Annotated in this window: 17 protein-coding genes and 1 tRNA gene; 8 read left to right on the top strand and 10 right to left on the bottom strand. The window is 72.6% G+C overall.

All coding sequences use genetic code 11. The features are described 5' to 3' along the window. Positions 1–16: 16 nt before the first annotated feature. From WMF29_RS03450 to WMF29_RS03435, 4 genes are read right to left on the bottom strand one after another with little or no spacing between them, the layout of a single operon-like run. Complete coding sequence (locus WMF29_RS03450) at positions 17–1,114, bottom strand: PEGA domain-containing protein (RefSeq protein ID WP_437327466.1); 1,098 nt, start codon at positions 1,112–1,114, stop codon at positions 17–19. A gap of 14 nt (positions 1,115–1,128) precedes the next feature. Beyond that, the gene (locus WMF29_RS03445) at positions 1,129–2,304 is read right to left on the bottom strand and encodes a hypothetical protein (RefSeq protein WP_437327465.1); all 1,176 of its coding nucleotides are present in this window, start codon (positions 2,302–2,304) and stop codon (positions 1,129–1,131) included. 24 nt (positions 2,305–2,328) lie between these two features. Beyond that, positions 2,329–5,079, bottom strand: a complete 2,751-nt coding sequence (locus WMF29_RS03440; protein WP_437327464.1) for a protein kinase domain-containing protein — start codon at positions 5,077–5,079, stop codon at positions 2,329–2,331. Beyond that, positions 5,079–6,230, bottom strand: a complete 1,152-nt coding sequence (locus WMF29_RS03435) for a serine/threonine-protein kinase (protein ID WP_437327463.1) — start codon at positions 6,228–6,230, stop codon at positions 5,079–5,081. The genes WMF29_RS03440 and WMF29_RS03435 overlap by 1 nt, the downstream gene beginning before the upstream one ends. Positions 6,231–6,592: 362 nt before the next feature. On the opposite strand from WMF29_RS03435, the gene WMF29_RS03430 reads away from it, so the two are divergent. The 6 genes from WMF29_RS03430 (at position 6,593) to WMF29_RS03405 (ending at position 14,571) form a co-directional block, all read left to right on the top strand. Next, a complete protein-coding gene (locus WMF29_RS03430) occupies positions 6,593–6,919 on the top strand; it encodes a hypothetical protein (RefSeq protein ID WP_437327462.1) in 327 nt (108 codons plus the stop codon). 62 nt (positions 6,920–6,981) lie between these two features. Beyond that, positions 6,982–7,605, top strand: coding sequence for a sigma-70 family RNA polymerase sigma factor (locus WMF29_RS03425; RefSeq protein WP_437327461.1), 624 nt, complete (start codon positions 6,982–6,984; stop codon positions 7,603–7,605). Between the two features lie 267 nt (positions 7,606–7,872). Further along, positions 7,873–8,694 (top strand): hypothetical protein, encoded by an 822-nt coding sequence (locus WMF29_RS03420; RefSeq protein ID WP_437327460.1) that lies wholly within the window; start codon positions 7,873–7,875, stop codon positions 8,692–8,694. A gap of 902 nt (positions 8,695–9,596) precedes the next feature. Next, entirely contained in the window at positions 9,597–10,424 is an 828-nt protein-coding gene (locus tag WMF29_RS03415) for an electron transfer flavoprotein subunit beta/FixA family protein (protein ID WP_437327459.1), read from the top strand. 105 nt (positions 10,425–10,529) lie between these two features. Continuing rightward, the gene (locus tag WMF29_RS03410; RefSeq protein ID WP_437327458.1) at positions 10,530–11,501 is read left to right on the top strand and encodes an electron transfer flavoprotein subunit alpha/FixB family protein; all 972 of its coding nucleotides are present in this window, start codon (positions 10,530–10,532) and stop codon (positions 11,499–11,501) included. A gap of 322 nt (positions 11,502–11,823) precedes the next feature. After that, a complete protein-coding gene (locus WMF29_RS03405) occupies positions 11,824–14,571 on the top strand; it encodes an ATP-binding protein (RefSeq protein WP_437327457.1) in 2,748 nt (915 codons plus the stop codon). Between the two features lie 402 nt (positions 14,572–14,973). Here the strand turns inward: WMF29_RS03405 and WMF29_RS03400 are convergent. After that, positions 14,974–15,047 (bottom strand) — tRNA-Pro (locus WMF29_RS03400). Between the two features lie 457 nt (positions 15,048–15,504). Between WMF29_RS03400 and WMF29_RS03395 the strand changes: the two genes are divergently transcribed. Next, entirely contained in the window at positions 15,505–16,113 is a 609-nt protein-coding gene (locus WMF29_RS03395) for a response regulator (RefSeq protein WP_012233257.1), read from the top strand. A gap of 96 nt (positions 16,114–16,209) precedes the next feature. Here WMF29_RS03395 and WMF29_RS03390 read toward each other — a convergent pair whose 3' ends face one another. Then, entirely contained in the window at positions 16,210–16,926 is a 717-nt protein-coding gene (locus WMF29_RS03390; RefSeq protein WP_437327456.1) for a TlpA family protein disulfide reductase, read from the bottom strand. A gap of 65 nt (positions 16,927–16,991) precedes the next feature. On the opposite strand from WMF29_RS03390, the gene WMF29_RS03385 reads away from it, so the two are divergent. Then, positions 16,992–18,239, top strand: coding sequence for a chorismate-binding protein (locus WMF29_RS03385; protein ID WP_437327455.1), 1,248 nt, complete (start codon positions 16,992–16,994; stop codon positions 18,237–18,239). Between the two features lie 10 nt (positions 18,240–18,249). Here WMF29_RS03385 and WMF29_RS03380 read toward each other — a convergent pair whose 3' ends face one another. From WMF29_RS03380 to cysS, 4 genes are all read right to left on the bottom strand, one after another. Next, positions 18,250–19,695 carry a protein kinase domain-containing protein gene (locus WMF29_RS03380; RefSeq protein ID WP_437327454.1) on the bottom strand — a complete coding sequence of 482 codons (1,446 nt, stop codon included), beginning with the start codon at positions 19,693–19,695 and terminating at the stop codon, positions 18,250–18,252. A gap of 241 nt (positions 19,696–19,936) precedes the next feature. Continuing rightward, the gene (locus tag WMF29_RS03375) at positions 19,937–20,908 is read right to left on the bottom strand and encodes an AgmX/PglI C-terminal domain-containing protein (protein WP_437327453.1); all 972 of its coding nucleotides are present in this window, start codon (positions 20,906–20,908) and stop codon (positions 19,937–19,939) included. Between the two features lie 161 nt (positions 20,909–21,069). Then, on the bottom strand, positions 21,070–22,029 hold the full coding sequence (locus WMF29_RS03370) for a J domain-containing protein (protein ID WP_272097723.1): 960 nt from the start codon (positions 22,027–22,029) through the stop codon (positions 21,070–21,072). Between the two features lie 146 nt (positions 22,030–22,175). Continuing rightward, positions 22,176–23,747 carry a cysteine--tRNA ligase gene (gene cysS / locus WMF29_RS03365; RefSeq protein ID WP_437327452.1) on the bottom strand — a complete coding sequence of 524 codons (1,572 nt, stop codon included), beginning with the start codon at positions 23,745–23,747 and terminating at the stop codon, positions 22,176–22,178. Positions 23,748–23,793: the final 46 nt, after the last annotated feature.

Raw genomic sequence — 23,793 nt, 5'->3', positions numbered from 1 at the left:
GCCTTTCGGAAGTCCATCACCAAGCCCCCATCACGGCCAAGCCTGCACCACCCGAGTGGACCACAGGCAGAGCAACGATCGGCTCCGTGCGCTTCGGCTTCGGCCAAAGTGCATACGTCGCCGCGCCGATCGCGAGCACGCCCGACCCGATGAACGCGACCCGGGCAACGTTCCCCAGCGTGTCCGCGCGTGATGCATCGCTCCGCACCTGTTCGCATGGCACGACCCACGATGCTTCCGGTCTCACGCACTGCGCACCAGCCTGAATGATCGCAGCGCTCTGCGTGTGGGCATCGTCGCTCGCGGCATTCGACGCAACTGTCGTCCCGATTCCCACACCGAGCCCAACCACGCTCGCCGCGCCCAGCGCGATCACCGGCACCCAGTTCTTCTTCGGCGGCGGCTCCACCGGCCCCGCCGGCGGCTGCCCCATCACCGGCGCACCGGCCCTCACGCCCGCCGCGCTCATCCCGCCCTCCGTCTTCGCGCCCGCCGCCTGCGCCTCGCTCTTCACTGGCACCATCGCCAGCCCCACGTCCGCCGTCTCGCCCTTCGCGCTCTTCACCGTCTGGCTCACCGGCGCATACCCCTCGAGCCTCGCCTCTACCCGGTGCTCACCCGGCTCGACGAACACCTCCCCTTCCAGCGGCGCTCGGCCCACGGCCTTGCCATCCACAAGCACTTCCGCCCCCGCCGCGCTGACCGTCACCTTCAGCGCCCCCACCTGCGCTCGCGACTCCGCTAGCCGCTGCTCTGCCGTCGGCTTCAGCTTCGCCACCGTCTTGACCAGCGGCCAGTTTCTCAGCGCGAACGACAGATGCTCCGCTGCTTCTCGGTACTTCTTCAGCTGGTACTTCGTGTTCCCGAGGTTGTACGCCACGTCGAACGTCGGGTTCAGCTCCCACGCAGACTGCAGCTCGGCCTCCGCCTCCACGTACTTCTTGTCCGAGTACAGACGCAGCCCTCGTCGATAGGACTCATCGGCACGTGTCACCGCGTCGGCGTTGGCGGGCGCAGCCTGCGGCGTGGCGGTCTGCGCGGCAGCGATCTCAGGGACGGCGATCAGCGTCGCGGCACTGAACAACACAGCAAGGGATCGGCGGTTCATCATCATGGCTCCACGCGGTTTCACTCCATCACGTCATCGGCGAGCGGCTTGTCGGTAGGCGCAGGCGCGACGGGCGTCTGCGGAACGTGCGGCGCCGCGCGCGTCGGCCGCGCGGGCACGGGCGACACCGGCCCTGGTGGCGGTGGCGGCGCTGGTGGTTGGCTCGCGGACGCGGTGTCATCGAGGCTTGGCTCGACCGCCTCCGGCGGTGCCGGCGCCACCGGCGGCAACAGCTCCGAGGCCTCGGGCGGCGCCTGCGTGCTCTGCGCTGGCGCCCCGCTCGGCGGCAGCGCCGGATCCTGCTCTTTCGGCGGCGTCTCTCGCCGCAGGAGCATCGCCAGCACGAACGGCATGCTCACCGCGAGCACGGCGAGCACCACCATGAGCCACGTCGGCATCCAGGGTCGGCGCCGCCCCTCCGCCTGCGCTCCAGCCGGCGGCTTCGGCGTCACCACCGGCGGCGGCGTCACCGGCAGCAACGACGACGGCAGCAGCGCCTTGTCGATCGGCGGGAGCGCCCGGTCCGCCCACTGGCTCTGCGCCATCGCTCCCTGCTGCACCGGCGCGCCCTGCTGCACCGGCGCGTGCTGCGGGGCCGCCGCGCCCCCGTATAACGGCACACGCTGCGTCACCTGCGCCCCCTGCTGCACCGGCGCACGCTGCGCTGCCATCGCGCCCTGATGCGGCACCGCTGCTCCGGGCAGCGCCACCGCCCCGTGCTGCTGCGCGACCGCCCCGTGCTGCTGCGCGACCGCCCCGTGCTGCTGCGCGACCGCCCCGTGCTGCTGCGCGACTGCCCCGTGCTGCTGCGCGACTGCCCCGTGCGGCGCTGCCTGCAGCGGCGCCTTCGCCGGAAACGGCGGCGGTACCGCGTGCACCGGCAGCGGAGTCCGCCCCGTTTGCGCCGGATACGGTGGCGGCGTCGCTTGTGCCGGATACGGCGGCGGCGCCGCTTGCACCGGAAGCGGCGGAGGTCCCGTTCGCTCCTTGGGCAGCGCCGGCACCACCGGGAACTGGAACAGCGGCTGCCCCGTCGGCTTCTGCTGCTGCATCTCCGACAGCGCCCGGTCCAGCTCCGGGTTGTTCAGCGCCTGCTGCAGCTTCCGCTCCGCCACCTCAGGATCCGCCTCGCGCCGGATGCTCTCCAGATCCGGCAGGTACTGCCGGATGTCGTCGCTGTCCTTGTTGCTGCCCATCTCGAAGACCTCTCTCCTCAGCGACTAGAACGGCCTGCACCCCACCGCAGGGCACGGCTTGGCTGGCGTCGTGCCCCCTGCTTGCGCTGGCGCTGCCGCCTTGGCCGGCGCCGCCTTCTTCCGCTCCTCGATCACCCGCAAGAATGACGGCTTCTGCCGCTTCGGCATCGGGTAGAAGTCCTCGTCGTCGTCTGCCGCGGCCGGCGCTGCTTTCACAGGCGCTGCCTTCGCCGCCGCCTGCTCCTTCACCGCCGCCTGCTCCTTCACCGCCGCCGGTTGCTCCTTGGGGGCAGGCGCCTCTGCGGCCGCAGCCGCCCCTGCCTTCTCCGCTGCTCCGGCCTCCACCGCCGCCTCGGCCGTGCTCGCCGCCGCCGCGCTCGCCGTCGCCTCCGGCGCAGGCGCGGCGGGGCTCGCCTCGGGCGGCGGCGGCGCTGGCGCGACCGCTGCCGTCGCCGCGCTTGCCGTCGCTGCACTCGCCGTCGCGCTCTCGACCGACGCCGCCGAGGCCGGCGCCGCCGAGGGCGCCGGCTCTCCTGTCACCGGAGCCGGCGCCGTACCGCGTGCGGAGCGGAGCGCCAGGACCACGCCCACGCCTCCCAACGTGAGCGCCAACGCCACCAGCGGCGCCAGCACGTAGGCCCGCGGCGCGCGCCGCCGCTGCGTGAGCAGCGCCGCCGGAGCCGCCGTCATCGGCGTCTCTTTCCGCAACGACTCGGCCGGCACGACGCTCGGTGCCGTCACCGAGCTCGGCGCCACTGGCCGCGCCACGATCGGCAGCGGCGCTCCCGCTCGCGGCGACTCCATCGCCGAGAACTGCGGAGTCACGTACGGCAGCTCCACCTCCTGCGGCGGCTGCGGTGCCGCTCGCTGCGCATCTCGCCACGACGTGGCGTGCTGCGTCTCGATCACCGGCAACGGCGCCGACCCACCATGCCCCTGCGCCCCCGCATGCGACGCCGGCCCTCCGTACGACTGCGGCAGCGGCGGCGGCCCTCCGTACGACTGCGGCAGCGGCCCTCCGTGCGACTGCGGCGGCGGCCCTCCGTGCGACTGCGGCGGCGGCCCTCCGTACGACTGCGCCTGCGGCCCTCCGTACGACTGCGGCAGCGGCGGCGGCCCACCATGCCCATGCGCCCCCGCGTGCGATGCCGGCCCTCCGTACGCCTGCGCCTGCGGCCCTCCGTACGACTGCGGCAGCGGCGGCGGCCCACCATGCCCATGCGCCCCCGCGTGCGATGCCGGCCCTCCGTACGACTGCGGCAACGGCGGCGGCCCACCATGCCCCTGCGCCCCCGCGTGCGATGCCGGCCCTCCGTACGCCTGCGCCTGCGGCGGCGGCCCCGCATACGCCTGCGCCCTCACCTCCGCCGGCATCGGCGGCGGCCCCGCATACGCCTGCGCCCTCACCTCCGCCGGCGGCAGCGGCCCCCCAACCCCCTGCGCCCCCGCCTGCGGCATCGCCGGCGGCCCCGTCCGCTGCGCCATCCGCTCCGCCCACGTCCCGCCGAGCTTCGCGGTCGACTCCAGCAGCTTCAGCGCGGGCAGCGGCTCCGTATGCCCCACCCCCCGCCCCCGCGGCACGCGCGACGACGGCGCGAACGGCAGCACGCTCGCCGGCGCCACGAACTGCTCCAGCGGCGCCGTCTCGCCGTGCACCACCCGCCGCGCCCGCTTCTCGCCCTCCGCGCTCCCTCGCTCCATCTCGCCCTCCTGCCGCGCCTCCTCCGTCTCCTCCTCGCCCGCCCGGCCCGCTGCGCCCCTCTCCTCCTCCACCGGCGTGCTGTCCTCCAGCGCCACCCCCGCGAACGCCGCCTGACGCTCCGCCTCCATCCGCTCCCGCGCCAGCCGCTGCGCCAGCACGTGGCCCGCCGGCACCGTGTCCCTCAAGAGCCCCCGCAGGTCCCGCGCCACGTCGTCGAACCTCGGATACCGCTCCTCGCGGTCGATCGCGATGCACCGCGCCACCACCGGCCACAGGAACTCAGGGCAATCCGGCACGATCTCGTGCACCGGCTCCGGCGCCGCCACAAGGTGCCCCGTCAGCGTCTCCTCCGCCGTCGCTGGCTCGCTGTCGTCCAGGAACAGGTGCTTCCCCGTCAGCACCTCGTAGAAGATCGCACCGAACGCGTAGATGTCCGTGCGCCCATCCGGCCTCGCACGCTCCACGCGCTCGGCCTTCCTCGACGACGTGTAAAGCATCTTCACCTGCTCCGGCGAGATGTACCTCACCGTCCCCACGTCCGGCAGATCATCGGTGTTCATCCCGCCGTCCGCGAACTTCGCTATCCCGAAGTCGAGCAGCCACACGTGCCCTTTCGCGTCCGCCTTCGTCCCCACCATGATGTTCTCGGGCTTCAGGTCACGGTGCCATATCCCCTTCGAGTGCACGAACGTCATCGCGTCCGCCACCTGCAGCATCACGTGCATCGCGCTCAGGAAGTCCAGCCGGTACGCCTTGTTGAGCAGCTTCCTCAGCGTCCTCCCCTCGAGGTAATCCATCACGATGTACGCCACGTGATCCGGCGACACACCCGCCTTCCTCATCCTCACGATGTTCGGGTGCTTCAGCTTCGGATAGAACTTGCACTCCTGCCGGAACCGCCTCGCGAAGTCCTCTCTCTTCAGGTGCCGCGGCAGCATGCACTTGATCGCCACCACGTCTTCCGAGTAGTCCTCCACCGCCCGGTACACTTCCCCCATCCCACCCGCGTCGATCACCTCCGTGATCCGGTAGTCCAGGAACACGTCCCCGGCCTTCAGCGCCTCCCGCGCCATCACCACACCCCCATCCCGCGCAGCACCAGCGCCGCCAGCACCGAGAACACAACCGTGCTCGCCAGCGTCAGCCCAGCGAACAGCCGCGCGTCCACCGGCGCCTCCCCCGCTCCCGCCGCCACGCCCCCGCCGGCTCCCGCCCCGCTGCTCCCCTCCGGCCTCGCCTCGAACCACGCCCTGCTCTGTGGCCCCCACCCTGCCTCCGCCTCCGGCATCCGCGCCGCTCCCCCGCTCCCGTCCTCCTCCGCGAGCTCCGCCCCGATCCGCCCCAGCGCCGCCGCGAACGCCTCGGCGCTCTCGAACCGCTCCTCCGGCCGCTTCGCCAGCGCCTTCAGCACCGCCCGGTCCAGCGCCGCCGGGATCCGCTGCGCCGCGTACCGCGACGGCGGGGCCGGCGGCTCCACGACGTGCGCGCGCAGCAGCGCCAGCGCGTCCTCGACATGGGCGAACGGACCGTGCCCCACGACCAGCGTATACATCAGCAGCCCGACCGCATACACATCTGCCCTGGCGTCCACCGGCTGGCACTGCGCCTGCTCCGGCGAGGCCGTCCGCGGCGTCCCCACCAGCAGCCCGGCCTCGGTCGGGTACGCCGGCGCGGGCACGGACGGCGACGGCTCCGCCCCAGGCGCCGCCTCGGCGACGGCGCCGTCGAGCACCTTTGCGACGCCGAAGTCGAGCACCTTCGCGACCCGGGCGCCGCCCGGCGCCGCCCCCGGCGCGCACAGGAACACGTTGTCGAGCTTCACGTCGCGGTGGACAAGCCCCACCCGGTGCGCCGCCGCGAGCCCCGCCAGCACCTGCCGCACCAGATCGATCGCCTCGGCCACCGGCAGCGGACCGCGCCGCTCGAGCTCCTCCCCGAGCGTCGTCCCTCGGAGCCGCTCCATCACGAAGTACGGGCGCCCCGACGGCGTCTGTCCCAGATCGAGGACCGCCACCACGTGCGGCGACGACACAGCCGCCAGCGCCCGCGCCTCCACCTGCAGCCGGTCCGCGAACCGCGGATCGTGCGCCAGCGCGCGGCGGACGAGCTTCACGACGACCCGCTTCCGGAGCGCGCGGTGCTCCGCCTCGACGACCTCGCCCATGCCCCCACGCCCGAGCACCCGGACCGCCCGGTAGGGGGTCCCTTCCAGCGCATCCCCCACGGCGCCCGAGGGCCCTGATCTTTCCGACGTGCGGCGTGCCACCACCGGCGAGGTCTCCTGAGATGGAAATCACGAGCAGGGGGCCGGTTCAGACAAAGAAAATGCACGGGCGATGTCGATTCCTGAAAAACGGCGTCGATCCGGCGTGTTACCTGCCCACGGGGCCCCGGCTCACCCCGGCGCTCCGGTTCATGGTCCGGGCCCGCCGCCCGCTCCAGCGCCCCGCCCACGCCGCTCCTCCGGGGACGCGACAAAAAGATCCCGGCCTGTCGCTTTCCTTGTCTGAACGGACCACCCGGCAGTGATTTAGGAGAAGGAACGGGCGCCGCACGCACGCGGGCCCCTTCCTGCGCGAGGTCACCATGACGCACGACGCATCCGACGAGCCCGACGACCTGGAGCCGCCCGGCAACGCCGATCCCCTCCTGGAGGCCTGCCTCGCCGACGCGCTCGGCCCGTACCTCGGCGCGCTCTCCCCCGAGGAGATCGAGGACTACCGCAGGCTCCTCACGATCTTCATCAAGACGCACCCCGTCGCCGCGCCGCTCTACGACCGCTTGCGGGCCAGGCCTCCGGTCCCCTCCGAGAGCGGCGAGGTCCCGCGCGACGCGTCGTCCCAGCGCGCCGGCGGGCCCGCGGCCGGCGAGGCGGCGGCGCGCCGCGACGGCACCTTCGGTGGGCGGCGGTGACCCCCGGCCAGCGCCCGTCTCCACCTCTCCCTGACCAGGAGCGCGTGCTGGAGGCGCTGCCCATGGCCCGCCACGTCGCGCGCACGACAGCGCAGGTCCATGGAGTGCGGACGTCCCAGCGCCTCGAGGACTGCGAGCAGGCGGCCTATCAGGCGCTGCTGGAGGCCAGCCCTGGATACGACCCGACCCGCGGCGTCCCGTTCAGCGTCTATGCCTGGAAGCGGGTCGCCGGCGCCGTCCTCCGGCTGATCACCCGCGAGGCGTCGTTCCAGCGCGCCGGGCTCGACGCCTTCCTCGATGCGGCCGAGTCGGTGCGGGACACGAGCGACCCGTTCAGCGACGACGACGCCGACGCGCGGAGCCAGCTCCTGGAGCCGTGCCGCGCGCTCGTCTTCGCGCGCTTCGTCGCCCACACCGGCGAGCGGCTCAAGGCGCGCCCCGAGGACGCGCTCACGCGCACACGCGCCTTCGAGGCGCTCGGGATCGCGCTCCGCGGCCTCGACGAGCCGGAGGCGCGCCTCATCGAGCTCCGGTACTGGCAAGACCTCTCCTGGGCCAAGGTCGCGGCCGAGCTCGGCGTCCACGAGAAGCACGCCATGCGCATGGACGCGCACCTGCGCAGGCGGCTCCGGGGTGACCTGCAGGCGAGCCACGTCGAGGAGCCGCCGCCGAGCGAGGGGACCTGAAGGGACCTCCGCGCCGGACCACCCGAGCTTCCGGAGCAAAAGGCAATTACAGGCGATAACACCCTGCGTCCCTCTCGAGCCGTGAATCGGCTGTAATCGAGCGGCAATCAAGCCGGAATCGAGCAGCGGCGCCCCTCCCGGGCGCGCCGCGGGCCGACTCGAAATCTCGCGCCGTGCAAAAGAGACTTTACACTGCCCATCCGGACTGAGAGCTTGACGAATGGTGCATTCCCCGGCGCGTCGCCGGAGGACAACCAAGGAGGCACCATGGCCCTCAAAGACCTCTCTCCTCGTCAAATGGTCCAGATCACCGGCGCATGGCTCGACCCGGAGCGCGAAAGGCCGCGCCTCGTGTCGCTGAAGCGGTGCGCCCCGCTCATCGACGATATCGAGGAGGCGCACGAAGGCGTGTTGAAGTCGCACCGGCGGCAGAAGAAGGCGGGCGACGAGCGCTCCGCGATCCAGCAAAGGCAGGTCGTGGTCGATCAGATCCACGATCGCAAGGCGCGCGGCGCCCACGCGGTGCTCACCGGCTTCGCCGATCTGGCCGACGATCCGGAGGACGCGGCGATCTACCTCGAGATTCGAGATCAGCTCTTCGCGGATGGGCTCAAGTTCATCGGGGCGAGCTACAGCGATGAGGCGGGCGAGGTGAAGCTCGCGCGCGACCGGCTGACGCCGGAGTCCAAGGCGGCGCTCCGGGCGCTGCCGACGCCGGGGGGCAACCTGCTCAAGGCGGTGCAGTCGTGGTTCGCCGCGGGCGACGAGCTCGGCAAGCTCGACGCGCAGCGGATCCACCTTTCGGCGGAGGACCGGCCGGGCGCGGCCGACCCGCGCGGCGGGCAGCTCCGGGCGCGCAATCGCTGGATCAAGGTGGTGCGCAGCGTCCTCCAGATGCTGGAGCTCGAGGGGGCCGACGAGGAGACGGCGCGCCGGCTGCTCGCGCCGCTCCAGCGGGAGGCGGCCAAGGCCGAGCGCCGGCGCTCGGGCGGCAAGGACAAGGAGGAGAGTGACGTGGAAGGCGGCGCGCCGCCGGACGCCGGCGAGCCAGCGATCGACGAGGGAGCCCCTGCGACTGGCGTGGATTGACGGGGCCGCCCCTCCGCCGGGGCCTCCTGGCAGACTCGATCCGTTAACCACCCCCCTCCGCCGGGTCTCCTGGCAGACTCGATCCGTTAACCACCCCCCTCCGCCGGGTCTCCTGGCAGACTCGATCCGTTAACCACCCCCCTCCGCCGGGTCTCCTGGCAGACTCGATCCGTTAACCACCCCCCTCCGCCGGGTCTCCTGGCAGACTCGATCCGTTAACCACCCCCCTCCGCCGGGCCTTCTTGACGGACTCCATCCGTCAAGAGCCCCCTCCGCCCCCCTCTCAACGGATCAGACCCGTTGCGCACCCCTCCACCGCCCCCTCTCAACGGATCGCATCCGTAAACGCCCCCTCCCCCACCATCGGTCACCAACGTTCTCGTGGTCGTGGTCGTGGTCGTGGTCGTGGTCGTGGTCGTGGTCGTGGTCGTGGTCGTCAACGGCTCGATCGTGAACGTGAACGTCACCCGGAAGTCGCACTCCCCTTCGTTGACCAAGGTTTCGGCAGAACGTTCACGTCAACGATCTGTCGTTGACGACCACGACCACGACCACGACCACGTTCACGACCACGACCACGTTCACGACGCTCTCCGCCCCTCTCGATGGATCGCCTCCGTTACGCCACCCCTACGCCACTCGCTCACAACGGATCACCTCGCCTCTCCCGCCCCGCGAGGCCCCTCACAATGGCTCCCGCCCTTCGAATAGGCCGTCGCGCCTGCTTGACGCACCACGTCGGCGCTGCCATGACCGGCTCCCTCCGCCTCGGGCGTGCTGTTTCAGCCGCGCGCGCCGGGTCCACGCATGGGGCCGCCGGCCCGGCTGTCGTAGGCGTGGCGCGTCCTTGCCGAGGCGGACTACGCTCTGCGTTACCACACAGCAACAGGAGCCACCGAGCCGTGAAGATCCTCGTTCCGCTCAAGCGCGTCGCCGATCCGGATAACGCGAACAAGGTGAAGATCCCCGCTTCCGGGGACAAAATCGAGACGACCGGGCTCGAGTGGAAGCCGAACCCGTTCGATGAGTACGCGCTCGAAGCGGCGCTGCGCCTGACCGAGGACGGCAAGGCGCCGAAGACGCGGGCGGGCGAGGTCGTCGTCGTCACCTTCGGACCGAAGGAGACCGAGCAGACCCTCCGCGCCGCGCTCGCCACCGGCGCCGACAAGGCCATCCGGGTCGACGCCACCGACGACAAGCTCGACGGCGACCTCGTGGCCCGCGCCCTCAAGACGCTCGTCGAGCGCGAGAAGCCCGACGTCGTGGTCATGGGCAAGCAGGCCGTCGACGGCGACTCCAACCAGGTCGGCCAGATCCTCGCCGAGCTGCTCGACTGGCCGCTCGCCACGTTCGCCGCGACCATCAAGGAAGAGAAGGGCGCGCTCCTCGTCGGCCGCGAGGTCGACGGCGGCGTCTCCACCCTCCGCGTGCGCCTGCCGGCCGTCGTCACGGTCGACCTCCGCATCGTCGCGCCGACCAGCGTCTACTCCCAGAAGACGGCGCCCGCGTTCAAGTACAACGACGGCGTCCGCTTCGCGGCGCTCCCCGCGATCATGGCCGCCAAGAAGAAGCCCCTCGCCGAGGTGAAGCTCGCCGACCTCGCCGCGGACCAGGCGCTCAAGGTCCAGTACACAGCGTTCCAGCCGCCCCCCGCGCGCAAGGCGGGCATCAAGGTGAAGGACGTCAGCGAGCTCGTCTCGCGCCTCAAGAACGAGGCGAAGGTCATCTGACGGGACGCAGCAGGGACAAGACCGGACGCGACAAGAGGCCGAAGACATCGAGGGTGCCGCCGACGCGGACCCCGACCCGCAGCGGCGGGTCGTGCAGGAGGGATCATGGCTGACGTTCTCGTGGTGGCTGAGGCCGCCGATGGAAAGCTGAAGAAGACGACCCACTCCGCTGTCACGTTCGCGAGGCAGGCGGCGGCGGCGCTCGGCGGGACGTACTCGATCCTCGTGATCGGCGACGCCCTCGGCGACGCGGCCGCCGAGGCCGCGACGCTCGGCGCGGCCAAGGTGCTCGTCGCCCAGGCGAGCTCGCTGAAGGACTACGTCGCCGAGCGCTACGTGCCGACCGTCGCGGCGGCCGCCAAGGGCGCCGCCGTCGTCGTGGGCACCGCGAGCGCCTACGGCAAGGACCTGCTCCCGCGCGTCGCGGCGCGGCTCTCGGCTGGGTTCGCGAGCGACATCTCCGAGCTCCTGCCCGAGGGGGGCAAGCTCAAGTACAAGCGCCCCATGTACGCCGGCAACGCGTACGGCGTCTGCACCGTCTCGACCCCCGTCCAGGTCGTGAGCGTCCGCCAGAGCGCGTTCGCCGCCGCCGAGCCCACCGGGTCGACGTCGCCGATCGAGCAGGTCGCGGTCGTCCCGCCGAGCGCGGCGGCCGAGCGCGTCGAGTTCGTCTCCTTCGACCAGGTGAAGAGCGAGCGCCCCGAGCTCACCGAGGCCAAGGTCGTCGTCTCCGGCGGCCGCGCCCTGAAGGAGCGCTTCAACGAGGTCCTCGACCCGCTCGCCGACGTCCTCAGCGCCGCCGTCGGCGCCAGCCGCGCCGCGTGCGACGCCGGCTACGCCGCCAGCGACCTCCAGGTCGGCCAGACGGGCAAGGTCGTCGCCCCCTCGCTCTACGTCGCCGTCGGCATCTCCGGCGCCATCCAGCACCTCGCAGGGATGAAGGGCTCGAAGGTCATCGTCGCCATCAACAAGGACGCCGACGCGCCCATCTTCCAGGTCGCCGACTACGGCCTGGTCGCCGATCTCTTCGCGACCGTGCCCGAGCTCGTGAAGCAGATCCAGGCGGCCCGCAGCTGATCGTCGCGCGGCCGCAACGGACGCAACCAACGCAACGGACGCAACGGACGCGACCGACGCGACCGACGCGACCGACGCGACCGACGCGACCGACGCGGCCACCGCTACCGACGCCGCCACCGCGGCCAGCGCGAACGAAGCGACCAGCACGACCGATCCCGCCGGGGTGCACCTCGTCCGCCCTCCAGGGATGCGGTCGTGCTCCGGCTCACCGGATGAGTCCGTCCAGCGAGGAGTTCACGTTCGCCGACGCGATTTCCGTGTCAGGTCGCGCACGTAGCATCTTGTTCGCGTCCTGCGGCCGTGGGATCCCTTGAGCTCTATGCCCGAACGCCCGGACATGCCGATCGTCGCGGCGCTCGCGCAGGCGCGGGCATTGCTGTACGACGCGGCCACGACCACCGAGCAGCGGCGGCTCATCGGCCCCACGGTCATGGAGATCGACCGCGCGATCGTGAGCTTCGATCCGACCGCGAGCGCCTCGTTCGAGCTCACGCCGCTCGCGGCGTCGGTGCCGCCGGTCGACACGGAGATCGAGGCGCTGCGCCGCGAGGTCGAGCGGCTGCGCGTGATCACGCAGCACGAGCGCGGGCTCCTCGACGCGCTCCTCAGCGAGAGCCCGCACGGCATCATCGTCTCCGACAGCCAGGGCAAGCTGATCCTCCAGAACCGCGCCTCCGAGCGGATCTGGGCCGGCAGCTCCACCGCCGAGAACGTCGAGGGCTGGGGGCGCTACCGCGCGTTCCACCCCGACGGGCGGCCGTTCGAGGGCGGCGACTGGTCGATGGCGCGGTGCCTGTCGCGCAAGGAGACCGTCCCCGCGGAGGAGATCCACTTCCAGCGCTTCGACGGCACCCACGGGATGCTGCTCGGCAGCTGCGCGCCGCTCTTCTCGCCTGAAGGCGAGATGCTCGGCGCGGTGTCCATCTTCGCCGACATCACCCAGTTCAAGCAGCTCGAGGCGGACCTCCGGGTCAGCAAGACCAAGTTCTCGACCACGCTGAAGAGCATCGGCGACGCGGTCATCTCGACCGACGGCTCCGGGCGGATCGACTTCATGAACGCCGTGGCCGAGACGCTGACCGGCTGGACGCTCGACGAGGCGAAGGACCGCCGCCTGTCCGATGTCTTCCGGGTCATCTCCGAGCAGACGCGCGACGACCTCGACAACCCCGTCACGGAGGTGCTGCGCCACGGCGGCATCATCGGGCTCGACGACACCACGCTGCTCCTGCGCAAGGACGGCTCGGAGCTCGCGATCGACTCGAACGGCGCGCCGATCCGGAGCGAGGAGGGCGAGCTCGTCGGGCTCGTGCTGGTCTTCCGCGACGTGACCGAGAAGCGGCTCGCCGACAAGCGGCGCTACTTCATCGGCGAGGCGAGCCGGCAGCTCGCGCTGTCGGGCCTCGACTACGAGACCACGCTGGCCAACATCGCCCGCCTCGCGGTGCCGCACATCGCCGACGCCACGGTGGTGGACATCGTCGAGCCGGACGGCGCGCTGAGCCGGCTCGCGGCCGTGCACGCGAGCGACACGAAGAAGGCGCTGGGGCGGGATCTCCAGGCCCGCTACCCGAGGGATCCCGACGTGCCGCGCGCGGTGCAGGCGGTGCTCCGGTGCGGCGAGTCGCTCCTGCTCCCCGAGGTCGAGGGCATGGCGTGGCAGCGCGCCGCGTCGCTGAAGCCCGGCAACGAGTGCTGGTCCGGCGCGCACGACCCGGCGTACCTCGCGCTGCTCCGGGAGCTCGGCGTCCGCTCGGCGATGATCGTGCCGCTGCGCGCCCGGGACCGGACGCGCGGGGCGATCACGCTGCTCTCGACCGAGTCGAGCCGGCGCTACACCGTCGAGGATCTCGCGCTCGCCGAGGAGCTCTGCAACTTCGCCGCGCTCGCGCTCGACAACGCCCAGCTCTACCGCGAGTCGCAGCAGGTCAACCGCGCCAAGGACGAGTTCCTGGCGACGCTCTCGCACGAGCTCAGGACCCCGCTCACCGCGATCCTCGGCTGGGCGCGCATGCTGCGGCAGGGCTCGCTGAAGCCGGACACGCACGTCCGCGCGCTGGAGGCGATCGAGCGCAACGGCACGCTCCAGGCGCAGCTCGTCGAGGACCTCCTCGACGCCTCCCGCATCATCACCGGCAAGCTGCGGCTCGACGTGATGCTCGTCGACCTGCCGCCGATCATCAACGCCGCCATCGACGCGGTCCGCCACGGCGCGGACGCGAAGGGGATCGAGCTGCTCGTGCAGCTCGACCCGAACGCGGGGCCGATCTCGGGCGACCAGACGCGGCTGCAGCAGGTGGTGTGGAACCTCCTGTCGAACGCGATCAAGTTCACCCCGCGCGGCGGCAAGGTCTCGATCCAGCTCGGCAGGGCCGAGGGCCTGGCCCGCATCCAGGTGAGCGACACCGGCCAGGGCATCGTGCCGGAGTTCCTGCCGTACGTGTTCGATCGCTTCCGCCAGGCCGACAGCACGAGCACGCGGCCGCACAGCGGGCTCGGGCTCGGCCTGGCGATCGCCCGCCACCTCGTCGAGCTCCACGGCGGCACCGTGAAGGCGGAGAGCGCCGGGGACGGCAAGGGCGCGACGTTCACAGTGGACATCCCGCTCGCGCCCCGGGGCGCCATCGCGGCGCTCCGGAGGGCCGATGGGCTGCTCCCCCTGTCCAACGAGCCGGAGCCGACGCTCCAGGGCGTCCGGGTGCTGATGGTCGACGACGAGCCGGACGCGCGGGAGCTCGTGACGACGGTGCTGGAGCGCAAGGGGGCGAGCATCACGGCGGTGGCGACGGTCGACGAGGCGCTGTCCGCGATCCAGCGAGAGAAGCCCGACGTGATCCTGAGCGATCTCGGGATGCCCGGGGAGGACGGCTACAGCCTGATCCGGCGCCTGCGCGCGCAGAGCCCAGAGCAGGGAGGGCGCATCCCCGCGGCGGCGCTGACCGCCTACGCGAGCGCCCAGGACCGGACCCGCGCGCTGCTGGCGGGGTTCCAGTCGCACGTGCCCAAGCCGATCGAGGCGTCCGAGCTCGCGGCCGTGATCGCCAACCTGGCGGGACGTACGGGGTAGTACCGCAGCCGACCACGACCACCCCAACGTGGTCGTGGTCGTGGTCGTAAACGTGGTCGTGGTCGTGGTCGTACACGGCCAGACGTAAACGTAAACGCCCACGGTCGTCAGGAAAGCCGCTGGCAGCCGTCTTCCGGGCTGGCGAGGTCAGGCAGGATCGCTCGTGGATGCGGCGCTGACGTCCACGTTTACGTCTGGCCGTGTACGTCCACGACCACGACCACGTTCACGTCCACGACCACGTTCACGACTACGTGAACCGTTCACGACCACGTTCACGTGAACCGTTCACGAGAAACGCGGGGGGAAGAGGGAGCAGAGCGGGCGGGGCCGCAGAGGGCGCACCCAAACGACGAAGGGCGGCTATCAAGCCGCCCTTCGTGGAATCCCAGATGAACTGAGTCGGGGCGAGAGGATTTGAACCTCCGACTCCTCGGTCCCGAACCGAGTGCGCTACCAGGCTGCGCTACGCCCCGTTCGCTGCCGCAAGTGCAACGCCCGCTCAACAGCGGGCGCGCAACATCGCCAAGAGTGAGCCGCTTGTCAAGATGAAATGACCAGGGGTCCACCGCTGCACCGCTGGCCCGCACCGCATCCCCGGAAGCACCTGCGCACCGCATGGCAGCCAGATGACAGAAAGCGGCAGGAATTCGCTCACTTCGAGGAGCGCCCGGCGCCCCGGACGTTTCACGAAGCCAAGAATCGTGGGAGCGCAAGAAAAAAGTCCCGTCCTAACTTGCTCAGGCCGTGTTAAAGTGTCACTGGAATCCCGATGTTGCCGAAAGGAAGCAGAGAGCGAGGCGTCTGGTGCGCCGGTGAGGGCCTCGCCACCTGCTCGCGCAACTCGAGCGGGGGACCGCACAGGCGGCCCCTTCCAGAACGGACCAGGGCGACCGGCCGGCTCCGGCGGTCGTGACGTGAGAGGAGGAACAGGTGGCAATTGAGCTTCCCGCTGTACGCATTCTGATCGTCGACGACGACCGCGCGATCTGTGACTACATGCAGACGCTGCTCGAGCGCGACGGGTACCAGGTCAAGACGCTGGGCGACCCCACGACCGTGGAGGAAGAGGTGCGCACCGGCGGCTACCACCTCATCATCCTCGACCTGATGATGCCGAAGCTCGACGGCATCGAGGTGCTCAAGCGGATCCGCAAGGTCGACAACGACATCGCCGTCGTCATCTTCACCGGCTTCCCCAACCTCGAGAGCGCCGTCGCGTCCATGAAGCTCGACGCGGTCGACTACATCAAGAAGCCGTTCAACGTGGACGAGTTCCGCGAGGTGCTCGCCCGCGTCATGCGCAAGAAGGGCCTCGCGCGCACGCCCGAGGAGCAGCTCCACCGCGTCATCGGCGACACGATCAGGAACCTCCGCAAGGACAAGGACCTCACGCTGAAGCAGATGGCGCGCCGCACGGGGCTCAGCGTGTCGCTGCTGTCGCAGATCGAGCGCGCCGAGTCGTCGGCGTCCATCTCGTCGCTCTACAAGATCGCGGTCGCGCTCGAGTCGCGCATCCAGGACCTCTTCGGCCACTACTGATCCGCTCGCCGAGCGGCGACGCCCGGGCGCGTGCGTGGACACGCGCGTGCGTGGACACGCGCGTGCGTGGACGCGCGCGCCCGGGCCAGCGCCGGCTCAGCGCCGCGCGCCGCGCTCGATCGCCGCGTCGAGCTCGTCGGGCGCGAGGCCGGCGATCGCCTCCACCCGCACGCCCGCTCTGTCGAAGACGATCACGTACGGCAGCTTCGAGACCTGCTTCAGGTACCGCCGGGCGAGCGGGCTGTCCCAGTCGACGATGTCGAGCTTGCGGTACGCGACGTCCTTGCGGGCCTCGAGCACCTTGACCATGTGCGCGTCCAGCTTGCGGCAGGGCAGGCACCAGGCCGCCACGAAGTCGATGACCGTGACCTTGCCCTGGACGATCTGCGCGCCGAGGTCGGGGATGTCCGCGCCGCCCTCCTCGATCGTCCGGGCGTCCGCGCCCTCGGGGAAGGTCGCCCAGCCGACGTACTGCCCCTGGCCGGCGCCGAGCACCGCCTCGAACCCCTCGTCGGCGGCGAGCCGCTTCACGGTCCCCGCGACGTCGAACGACCGCGAGGCGGTGACGGAGATCTCGGCGCGGCGCCTGTCGAACGCGGCCGAATAGACGCCCGGGCGCTCGCGGAGATCCGCGATGAGCTCGGCGCCGCACGCCTCGCAGTCGATCTTCCGCAGCGAGACCACCGTGGTGCGCGCGCCCTCCGGGACGGGCTGCGCGCCGCCGCAGGCAGCCAGCCAGCCGACGAAGGCCACCAGCCAGCCGCCGCAGGCAGCCAGACGAAGGGCCGAGGAGAGGGCGTTCGCGCTTCGCACCGCGTCCTTCGAGGTACCTTGCCCGCCTTCGCCGCGCGGCGCAACGTCGTGTAGGCTGGGCCGCGATGAGCTCCGTCGTGACCCGTACCCTGCCGGCCGATCACGTCACGCCGGTCCGCGCCTACGCCGCGCTCCGCGCCCAGTCGCCGGGCCGGTCGTCGTTCATGCTCGAGTCCGCCCTGCCCGGCGAGCGCTGGGGCCGCTACGCGATCCTCGGCTACAGGGCGCGCGCCGAGACCCTCCTCCCGAGCGGGTTCGACCCGTTCGCCACGCTCGCGGACGGGCTCGCGCAAGCCGCGGTACGAGAGACGCCGGACGCACAGGACACGGCGCGCGACCTGGCCGCCCGCGTCTGTCAGGCCTGGGTCGGCTTCCTCGCCTACGATGCGGTGCACCTGCTCCTGGGCGTCGAGCCGTGGCCCGACGAGGCCTACCTCGGACGGGTCATGAAGGACGCGACCGTCGTCGTGTTCGACAGCGTGGCGCAGACCATGACCATCGCCGGCCAGTCGCAAGGCGCCGTGAGCCGATGCGCCTGGGAGCTGTCGCACGGGCCAGAGCAGATGAGCCTCCCCGCGCTCAATCCGCAGGCCCTGCCAGAGCACGTCGAGACGCCGGTGGCCGACGAGGACTTCGCCGCGAACGTGGCCGCCGCGCACGAGCGCGTCGCGGCCGGCGAGGCGAAGGAGGTCGTGCTCGCCCGCAGGTTCCGGGCCCCGCTGCGCGGCGCGGATCCGTTCGACGTGTACCGGGCGCTGCGGGTGCTCGCGCCGTCGACCCACCTCTACTTCCTCGACTTCGCGGAGTCGCCGTTCGCGCCGGGGCTCACCGTGGCGGGCGCGTCGGGCGAGACGCTCGTCCGCCTCGAGCGCGATCCATCGGCGGGGCCGGGCGCAGGCGACGCGTCGCCCGTCGAGGCGCTGCGCGCCGCCTTCGCGCGCGGCAGCGCGGTCGGCGCGCCGGCGGCGCGCGCGAGCGGCGTCAGCCGTCGCCTCGAGGTCGGCCCGCGCCAGATCTACGGCGGCTCGGTCGGGTACTTCGGGCCGGAGGGCGCGGAGATGGCGCACACGCTCGGCGCCGTCTGGGTCGAGGCGGGGTACTTCGAGACGATGACCGGCGCGCGCATCGGGGACGGGAGCGACCCGCGCGCGGCGTCGGAACGGACGCGCGGCGACGCGCGCGCGGCGCTGTCGGCGATCCGCGCGGCGCAGGAGGCGCGCAAGGCGAGCGACGCGGCCGCGGAGAAGAGAGCCGCCGCCGAGAAGGCCGCCGCCGAGAAGGCTGCCGACGACGACGCGGTCCGGAGCGCGTAGCGCGCCGCGCTCAGTCGTGCGCCAGGCTCTGGCGCGCGCGACCGCCCGAGGCGGCCGCCCCCGTGGCGGTGCCCGGCCGCGCGAGGCGCGACGAAGCGGCGGCCTGGGGCGCGGCCGCGGCCGCGCGTGCGCCGCGCTGAGCAGGCTCGGGAAGCGACGGCCGAGCCGGCGGCGAGGCGGCCGCCTCGAGCGCGGCGGCGCGCGCCGCCTGGGCCTTGCCGGCAGCGAGGACCGCCGAGAGCACGGCCGCCCTGGCGCCGGTCGCGGCCATCGCAGGCCTCGGGCGCTCGGGCCGCGTGAGCGTCACGAGCGTCGCGACGCCCATCAGCGCGACGAGGCCGGCGGGGAGGAGCCAGCCGAGGCGCGCGGGCGACGCGAGACCGCGCAGGACGCCGGCGCTCTCGGCGGCGAGCAGGGTGTCCGGCGGCGTCGTACGGCTCGCGGTCGGCGGCTCGGAGCCGGCCTCCAGCCGCGCGGCAGCGCGGGAGGCCGCCGCGCTCGCGTGCGCGAACGTCACGACCGGCGCCCGCACCGAGGCGACGCCGGAAGCGCGCGCCGACACGGGCGGGCGCTGGAGGCCGGAGGAGGGCGGCGGCGCGTGCTCCGCGATGCTGGCGAACGACCCCACCATCTCCTCCACCGAGCGGAAGCGCCGGGCCCGGTCGCGCGCGAACGCCTTCTCGAAGAAGCCGTCCAGCGCGGCAGGCAGCCTCGGCGCGAGCCGGGTCGCGACGGGCACCGGCGCGAGCAGGATCTTCGAGGCGACGACGCTGGCGACGTCGCCGGGGAACGGGAGGTGACCGGTGACCGCGCGAAACAGGATCGCGGCCAGCGACCAGAGATCGGTCTGCGCGTCGAGGGTCCGCTCCGCCCGGATCTGCTCCGGGCTGAGGTAGTGGAGCGCGCCCGCGCTCACCTCGGCCGCGATCTCGCCCACGAGCCGCGGCGCGAGCGCCCTCGGGAGGCCGAAGTCGAGCACCTTCACGACCTCCTCGTCGCCCTCCAGCGCGAGGAAGAGGCTCTCCGGGCGGAGGCTCTGGTGAAGGAGGCCCGCCGCGTGGGCGGCCTGCAGGGCGTCGCCGGCCTGCGCCGCGATGCGCGCGGACTCCTCCAGCGAGAGCCGGCCGCGCCGGACCAGGCGCGCCGCGAGATCCTCGCCGGAGAGCAGATCCGTCGCCAGGTAGACGACGCCGTCCTCGATGCCGTGATCGCGCACGCTCACGACGTGCCGCGACGAGAGCTCGGCGGCGGCGCGGACCCAGCGGTCGAGCCAGAGGATCTCCCCCGTGGCGCCGGCGTCGGGGTCGAAGAGCTTCAGGGCGACGCGAACGCCCAGCTGCAGCTCGCGCGCGGCCCAGACCGAGCCGCGGTCGCGCGCGATCCGCGCGAACGGACGCGCGAGCTGCCTCTCCAGCAGATATTTCCCCCCAACGATGGTGCCCGGTGAGATGTCCATTGGTTACCTGAGCCTCCTCCCCCACCGTAAAGTTGCACATACGCCATGCGGCGCAATTTGGCGTTGCGGATCGCTGCACGGTTTGCTTGTCCGACCGCGTCGGCCGCGCAGGCGGCGGGAGCGTTCGCACCGCACGCCGCGCGCGGGAAGGGGCGAATCGTGTCGCGGAACACACGGGGCTCGTCCCGGTTGGGGCGGACCGAATCCGGGCGCCGAGGTGGTGCCGCGTCAGGCGGCGCGACTAGGGTGCTGAGGGCTGCGGCTCGGGCGAAAAACGGAGCGGCGCGACGAAGCGCAGGTCGCCGCCCTCCGGCGCCGGGAATGTGAGCGCTCGCGCGCGCCGGAGCACGCAGCGGGTGAGCCGTTCGTCCGGGAAGCGCGACTCGGCCTCGAAGGCCTCGTCGACGGCGCCGCTGTCGGTCACGTGGAAGCGGATCGCGAGGCGGCCCCAGAGCGCCGGCGCGCCCGCGAGGGCCTCTTCGTAGCAGCTCCGCCACGCCGGCAAGGCCTCGGCCAGGGCGGCGGAGATCGCGTCCGGCCCGAGCTCGCCAGGGCCAGGAGCGAGGACGGACGGCGGGGGCTCGACCGGCTCGTCGCCCGGATAGACCTGCAGGGTGGCCACGATGGTCGAGCCGGCCTTGGCCCCGGGGAGCGGGAGCGACCGCGCGCGCGCGGCGAGGCACGAGACGACGTCCGGCGCGGAGAGCGTGGACGAGGTGGCGCGCGCCCCCGTGACCTTGCCGGCGCGGCTCACCGTGAGCCGCACCGTCGTCTTGCCGTGCAGCGTCGGGTCCCGGTACGCGCGGAGGCGGTAGCACGAGTAGACGTGGATCCAGAGGTGCCGCCGGGCGACGCGCTGCACCTCGCTCGCCTTGAGCGGACCCTTCACCTGGTCGATGTCCACGATGATCCTCGGCAGCGGGTGCCCCTCGGCCGGAGGCGGCGGCGCGGGGGGATCCCCCCTGCCCCCGGCGTTCCAGCGATCCCGCTCCGCCACCTCGGCCTGGCCGCGGGGCACGAGGTGGCGGCCGAGCTTGTAGGGCGGATCGATCGCGACCGAGGGCCGCTGTGAGGCGCCGCCGCGCGCGTCGCCCTCGGCGGCCGCCGCGGACGGGTCCCCGACGGAGGCGCCCGGCGCCGCAGGCGAGGCCGCCGGAGGCGCGGCCGGGGCGCGCGGCTCGGCGGAGGAGGCGGCAGGCGCCGGCGCGTCCACCCGCCGCGGCGGACGCCCTGGCTGGGCGGCGGCCGGGGCGGAGAGGCCGGCGGCGCGCGGGGCCGGGCGCGTCGGCCCCGGCGAGGCGCACGCTGTGAGCGCGGCGGCCGCCGCGAGGAGCGCGCTGTACGCGCGGCCCGGGCCGCGCCGGGAGGCCGCGCTCAGAACCGGAGATCGCCGCGCGGCGCCTCCACCTTGCCGTCGAGCGCGTCGATCGCCTTCGCGACCTCGGGGTCGTCGACGGTGGGGACGTGCACGACGAACTTCACGTAGAGATCCCCGGGCTCCTTCGCCTTACGGGCGATGCCCTTGCCGCGCAGCCGCATCACCTGGCCGGTCTGGGTGCGCGCCGGGATCTTCAGCGTCACCTCGCCGTCGGGCGTGGGGATGCGGATCTTCTCGCCCCGGTAGGCCTCGGCCAGGGTGACGGGGACGTCGAGGTGGAGGTCGTCGCCCTCGCGCTTGAAGAACGGGTGCGGCGTGACGTGGATGTTGAGCAGCAGATCGCCGGGCTCACCGCCGCCCATGCCCGGCGCGCCCTGGCCGCGGATGCGCAGGCGGCTGCCCTCGGCGGCCCCGGGCGGGACGCGCACCGTGACCGGCTCGGGATCCCCCTCGCGCTGGAGCTGGAGCGTCGTGCCGCGCACCGCCGACACGAAATCGATGGTGAGGTTCTGCTCGATGTCGCCGCCGCGGCCGCGCGCGGGCTGCGGGCGCCGGCCCGCGCCAGCGCGGCCGCCGCGGCCAAAGAGGTCGCCGAGGATGTCGCCGAGGTCGCCTCCGCCGGGGGCGTTGCCGAAGATCTCCTGGACGTCGAAGCCGCCGGGGCCGCGGCCGCCGCCGCCGGCCCGCGCGTTCGCGTAGCGGCGGTAGGCGCGGGCGCGCTCGGGATCGAAGTTCTGCGAGAGGCTCTCCTCGCCGAACTCGTCGTACAGCGCGCGCTTCGTCTTGTCGCTCAGCACCTCGTGAGCCTGGTTGATCTCCTTGAACTTCTGCTCGTTGGCCTTCCCCGGGCTCTTGTCCGGGTGGTACTTCATCGCGAGCTTGCGGAACGCCTTCTTGATGCTGTCCTCGTCCGCGTCGCGCGAGACGCCGAGCACGGAGTAGAGATCACGAGCCATGGTCGTCCGTCATCGTTCTGGTCCGCGGGAGGTGCGAGGCCTGCGGACCGCTACGGGCCTTCATCGGGCCGAAACCTAGATCCCCCGTCTGTCCTCGTCCACTGGGGCCGCCGCCTGCACGAGCCGTCAGCGGTGGAACGCGCGCCTCAGGCGCCCACCCGGAATGTCGTGCCGGTGGGAGAGTCGGCAACCTCGATGCCGTCGCGCTCGAGCTCCTTCCGGAGGGCGTCGCCCCGCGCGAAGTCCTTCGCGGCGCGCGCCGCGGCGCGCTCGGCGAGCTTCGCCTCGATCGCCTGCCGGGTCGTGCCGAGGAGCCCGAGGCGCTGCTCCTGCGTGCGGGCCTGGTAGACCGGCGACGGCGTCTGCAGCAGGCCGAGGGCGTCGAGCGACGACCGCAGGGCCGCGTGGAGGCGGCGCGCGAGCGGCGGGGCGGCGCTGGCGACGTCCTGGTCCTTCCCCCGCCGCTGCGCGACGTCGGCGAGCTCGTTGGCGGCCTTGGCGACCTCGGCGATGATCGAGAGCACGACGGGGGTGTTGAGGTCGTCGTCGAGCGCGGCGGCGGCGCGGCCCGGCGCGCCGTCGGCGAGGGCGGCGAGCGCCGCGAACCCCTTCGGGAGCCGCGCCGGCAGCTCCGGCGCGGCGCCCTCGCCGGCGGCGGGCGGGCCGGCGAGCGCGGCGAGTCGATCGAGCGTCGCGTACAGGTAGTCGACACGGCGCTCGGCCTCGACAACGCCGGGGAAGACGACGCGGCCGTCGTCGCGCTTGTGGGTGTCGAACTCGAGCGGGCCCCGGTAGTGGACCGTGAGCAGGAAGTAGCGGAGCGCCTCCGGGTCGTTGCGCGCGTAGACGTCGCGGAGCTTGACGAAGTTGCCGAGCGACTTCGCCATCTTCTCCTTGTCGACGTTGACGAAGCCGTTGTGGATCCAGATCGAGGCGAGCGGCGCGTCGTCCGGATGGGCGGCCTCGCTCTGGGCGATCTCGTTCTCGTGATGGGGAAAGACGAGATCCATGCCGCCGCAGTGGACGTCGAAGCCGGCCCCGAGGTAGCGGCCCGCCATGGCGGAGCACTCGATGTGCCACCCGGGGCGCCCCTTGCCCCACGGGCTGTCCCAGCCCCACCCGCCGGGGGCGACCCCCTTCCAGAGCGCGAAGTCGAGCGGATCGCGCTTGTCCTCGCACGGACCGACGCGCGCGCCGACCCGCAGCTCGTCGAGGTTGCGCTTCGAGAGCTTGCCGTAGGAGGGGAAGCTGCGAACGGAGTAATACACGTCGCGAACGTCGCGCGCGTCTCCGGGGCGCTCGACGACATAGGCCGCGCCTCGCTCGATCAGCCGCTCGACGAGGGCGATGACCTCCGGGATGTGCTCCGAGACCTTCGGCTCGACGTCGGGCACCAGACAGCCGAGGGCGGCGACGTCCTCCTGGTACAGGCGAGCCATCCGCGCCGACAGGTCCATGGGCGGCTCGCCGGACTCGGCCGACCGCTGCAGGATCTTGTCGTCGACGTCCGTGACGTTTCGAACGTAGACGGCGCGGAGGCCGCGCGCCCTCAGGTGGCGGACGAGGATATCCGGGGCGAGCGCGGCGCGGCCGTGCCCCACGTGCGCGACGTCGTAGGTCGTCGGGCCGCAGCAGTAGATGCGGACCTCGCCAGGCCGCCGCGGGGCGAGCGGGGCGAGCTTCTGGGTCAGCGTGTCGTGGAGGCGCAGGGCGGACATCGGCCGGGGGTCTATCAAGGCGGGCGGATGCTGTCACGGGCCCGCG

It is taken from the genome of Sorangium sp. So ce381, assembly GCF_051473845.1.
In the GTDB taxonomy this organism is placed as follows: domain Bacteria; phylum Myxococcota_A; class Polyangia; order Polyangiales; family Polyangiaceae; genus Sorangium; species Sorangium atrum.
This window is presented reverse-complemented; position numbering and strand designations above follow the sequence as displayed.

Coding starts and splice junctions, on each gene's coding strand:
- WMF29_RS03450 (WP_437327466.1), bottom strand. CDS start 1,114: ATGATGATGAACCGCCGATCCCTTGCTGTGTTGTTCAGTGCCGCGACG.
- WMF29_RS03445 (WP_437327465.1), bottom strand. CDS start 2,304: ATGGGCAGCAACAAGGACAGCGACGACATCCGGCAGTACCTGCCGGAT.
- WMF29_RS03440 (WP_437327464.1), bottom strand. CDS start 5,079: ATGGCGCGGGAGGCGCTGAAGGCCGGGGACGTGTTCCTGGACTACCGG.
- WMF29_RS03430 (WP_437327462.1), top strand. CDS start 6,593: ATGACGCACGACGCATCCGACGAGCCCGACGACCTGGAGCCGCCCGGC.
- WMF29_RS03425 (WP_437327461.1), top strand. CDS start 6,982: ATGGCCCGCCACGTCGCGCGCACGACAGCGCAGGTCCATGGAGTGCGG.
- WMF29_RS03420 (WP_437327460.1), top strand. CDS start 7,873: ATGGCCCTCAAAGACCTCTCTCCTCGTCAAATGGTCCAGATCACCGGC.
- WMF29_RS03410 (WP_437327458.1), top strand. CDS start 10,530: ATGGCTGACGTTCTCGTGGTGGCTGAGGCCGCCGATGGAAAGCTGAAG.
- WMF29_RS03405 (WP_437327457.1), top strand. CDS start 11,824: ATGCCCGAACGCCCGGACATGCCGATCGTCGCGGCGCTCGCGCAGGCG.
- WMF29_RS03385 (WP_437327455.1), top strand. CDS start 16,992: ATGAGCTCCGTCGTGACCCGTACCCTGCCGGCCGATCACGTCACGCCG.
- WMF29_RS03380 (WP_437327454.1), bottom strand. CDS start 19,695: ATGGACATCTCACCGGGCACCATCGTTGGGGGGAAATATCTGCTGGAG.
- WMF29_RS03370 (WP_272097723.1), bottom strand. CDS start 22,029: ATGGCTCGTGATCTCTACTCCGTGCTCGGCGTCTCGCGCGACGCGGAC.
- cysS (WP_437327452.1), bottom strand. CDS start 23,747: ATGTCCGCCCTGCGCCTCCACGACACGCTGACCCAGAAGCTCGCCCCG.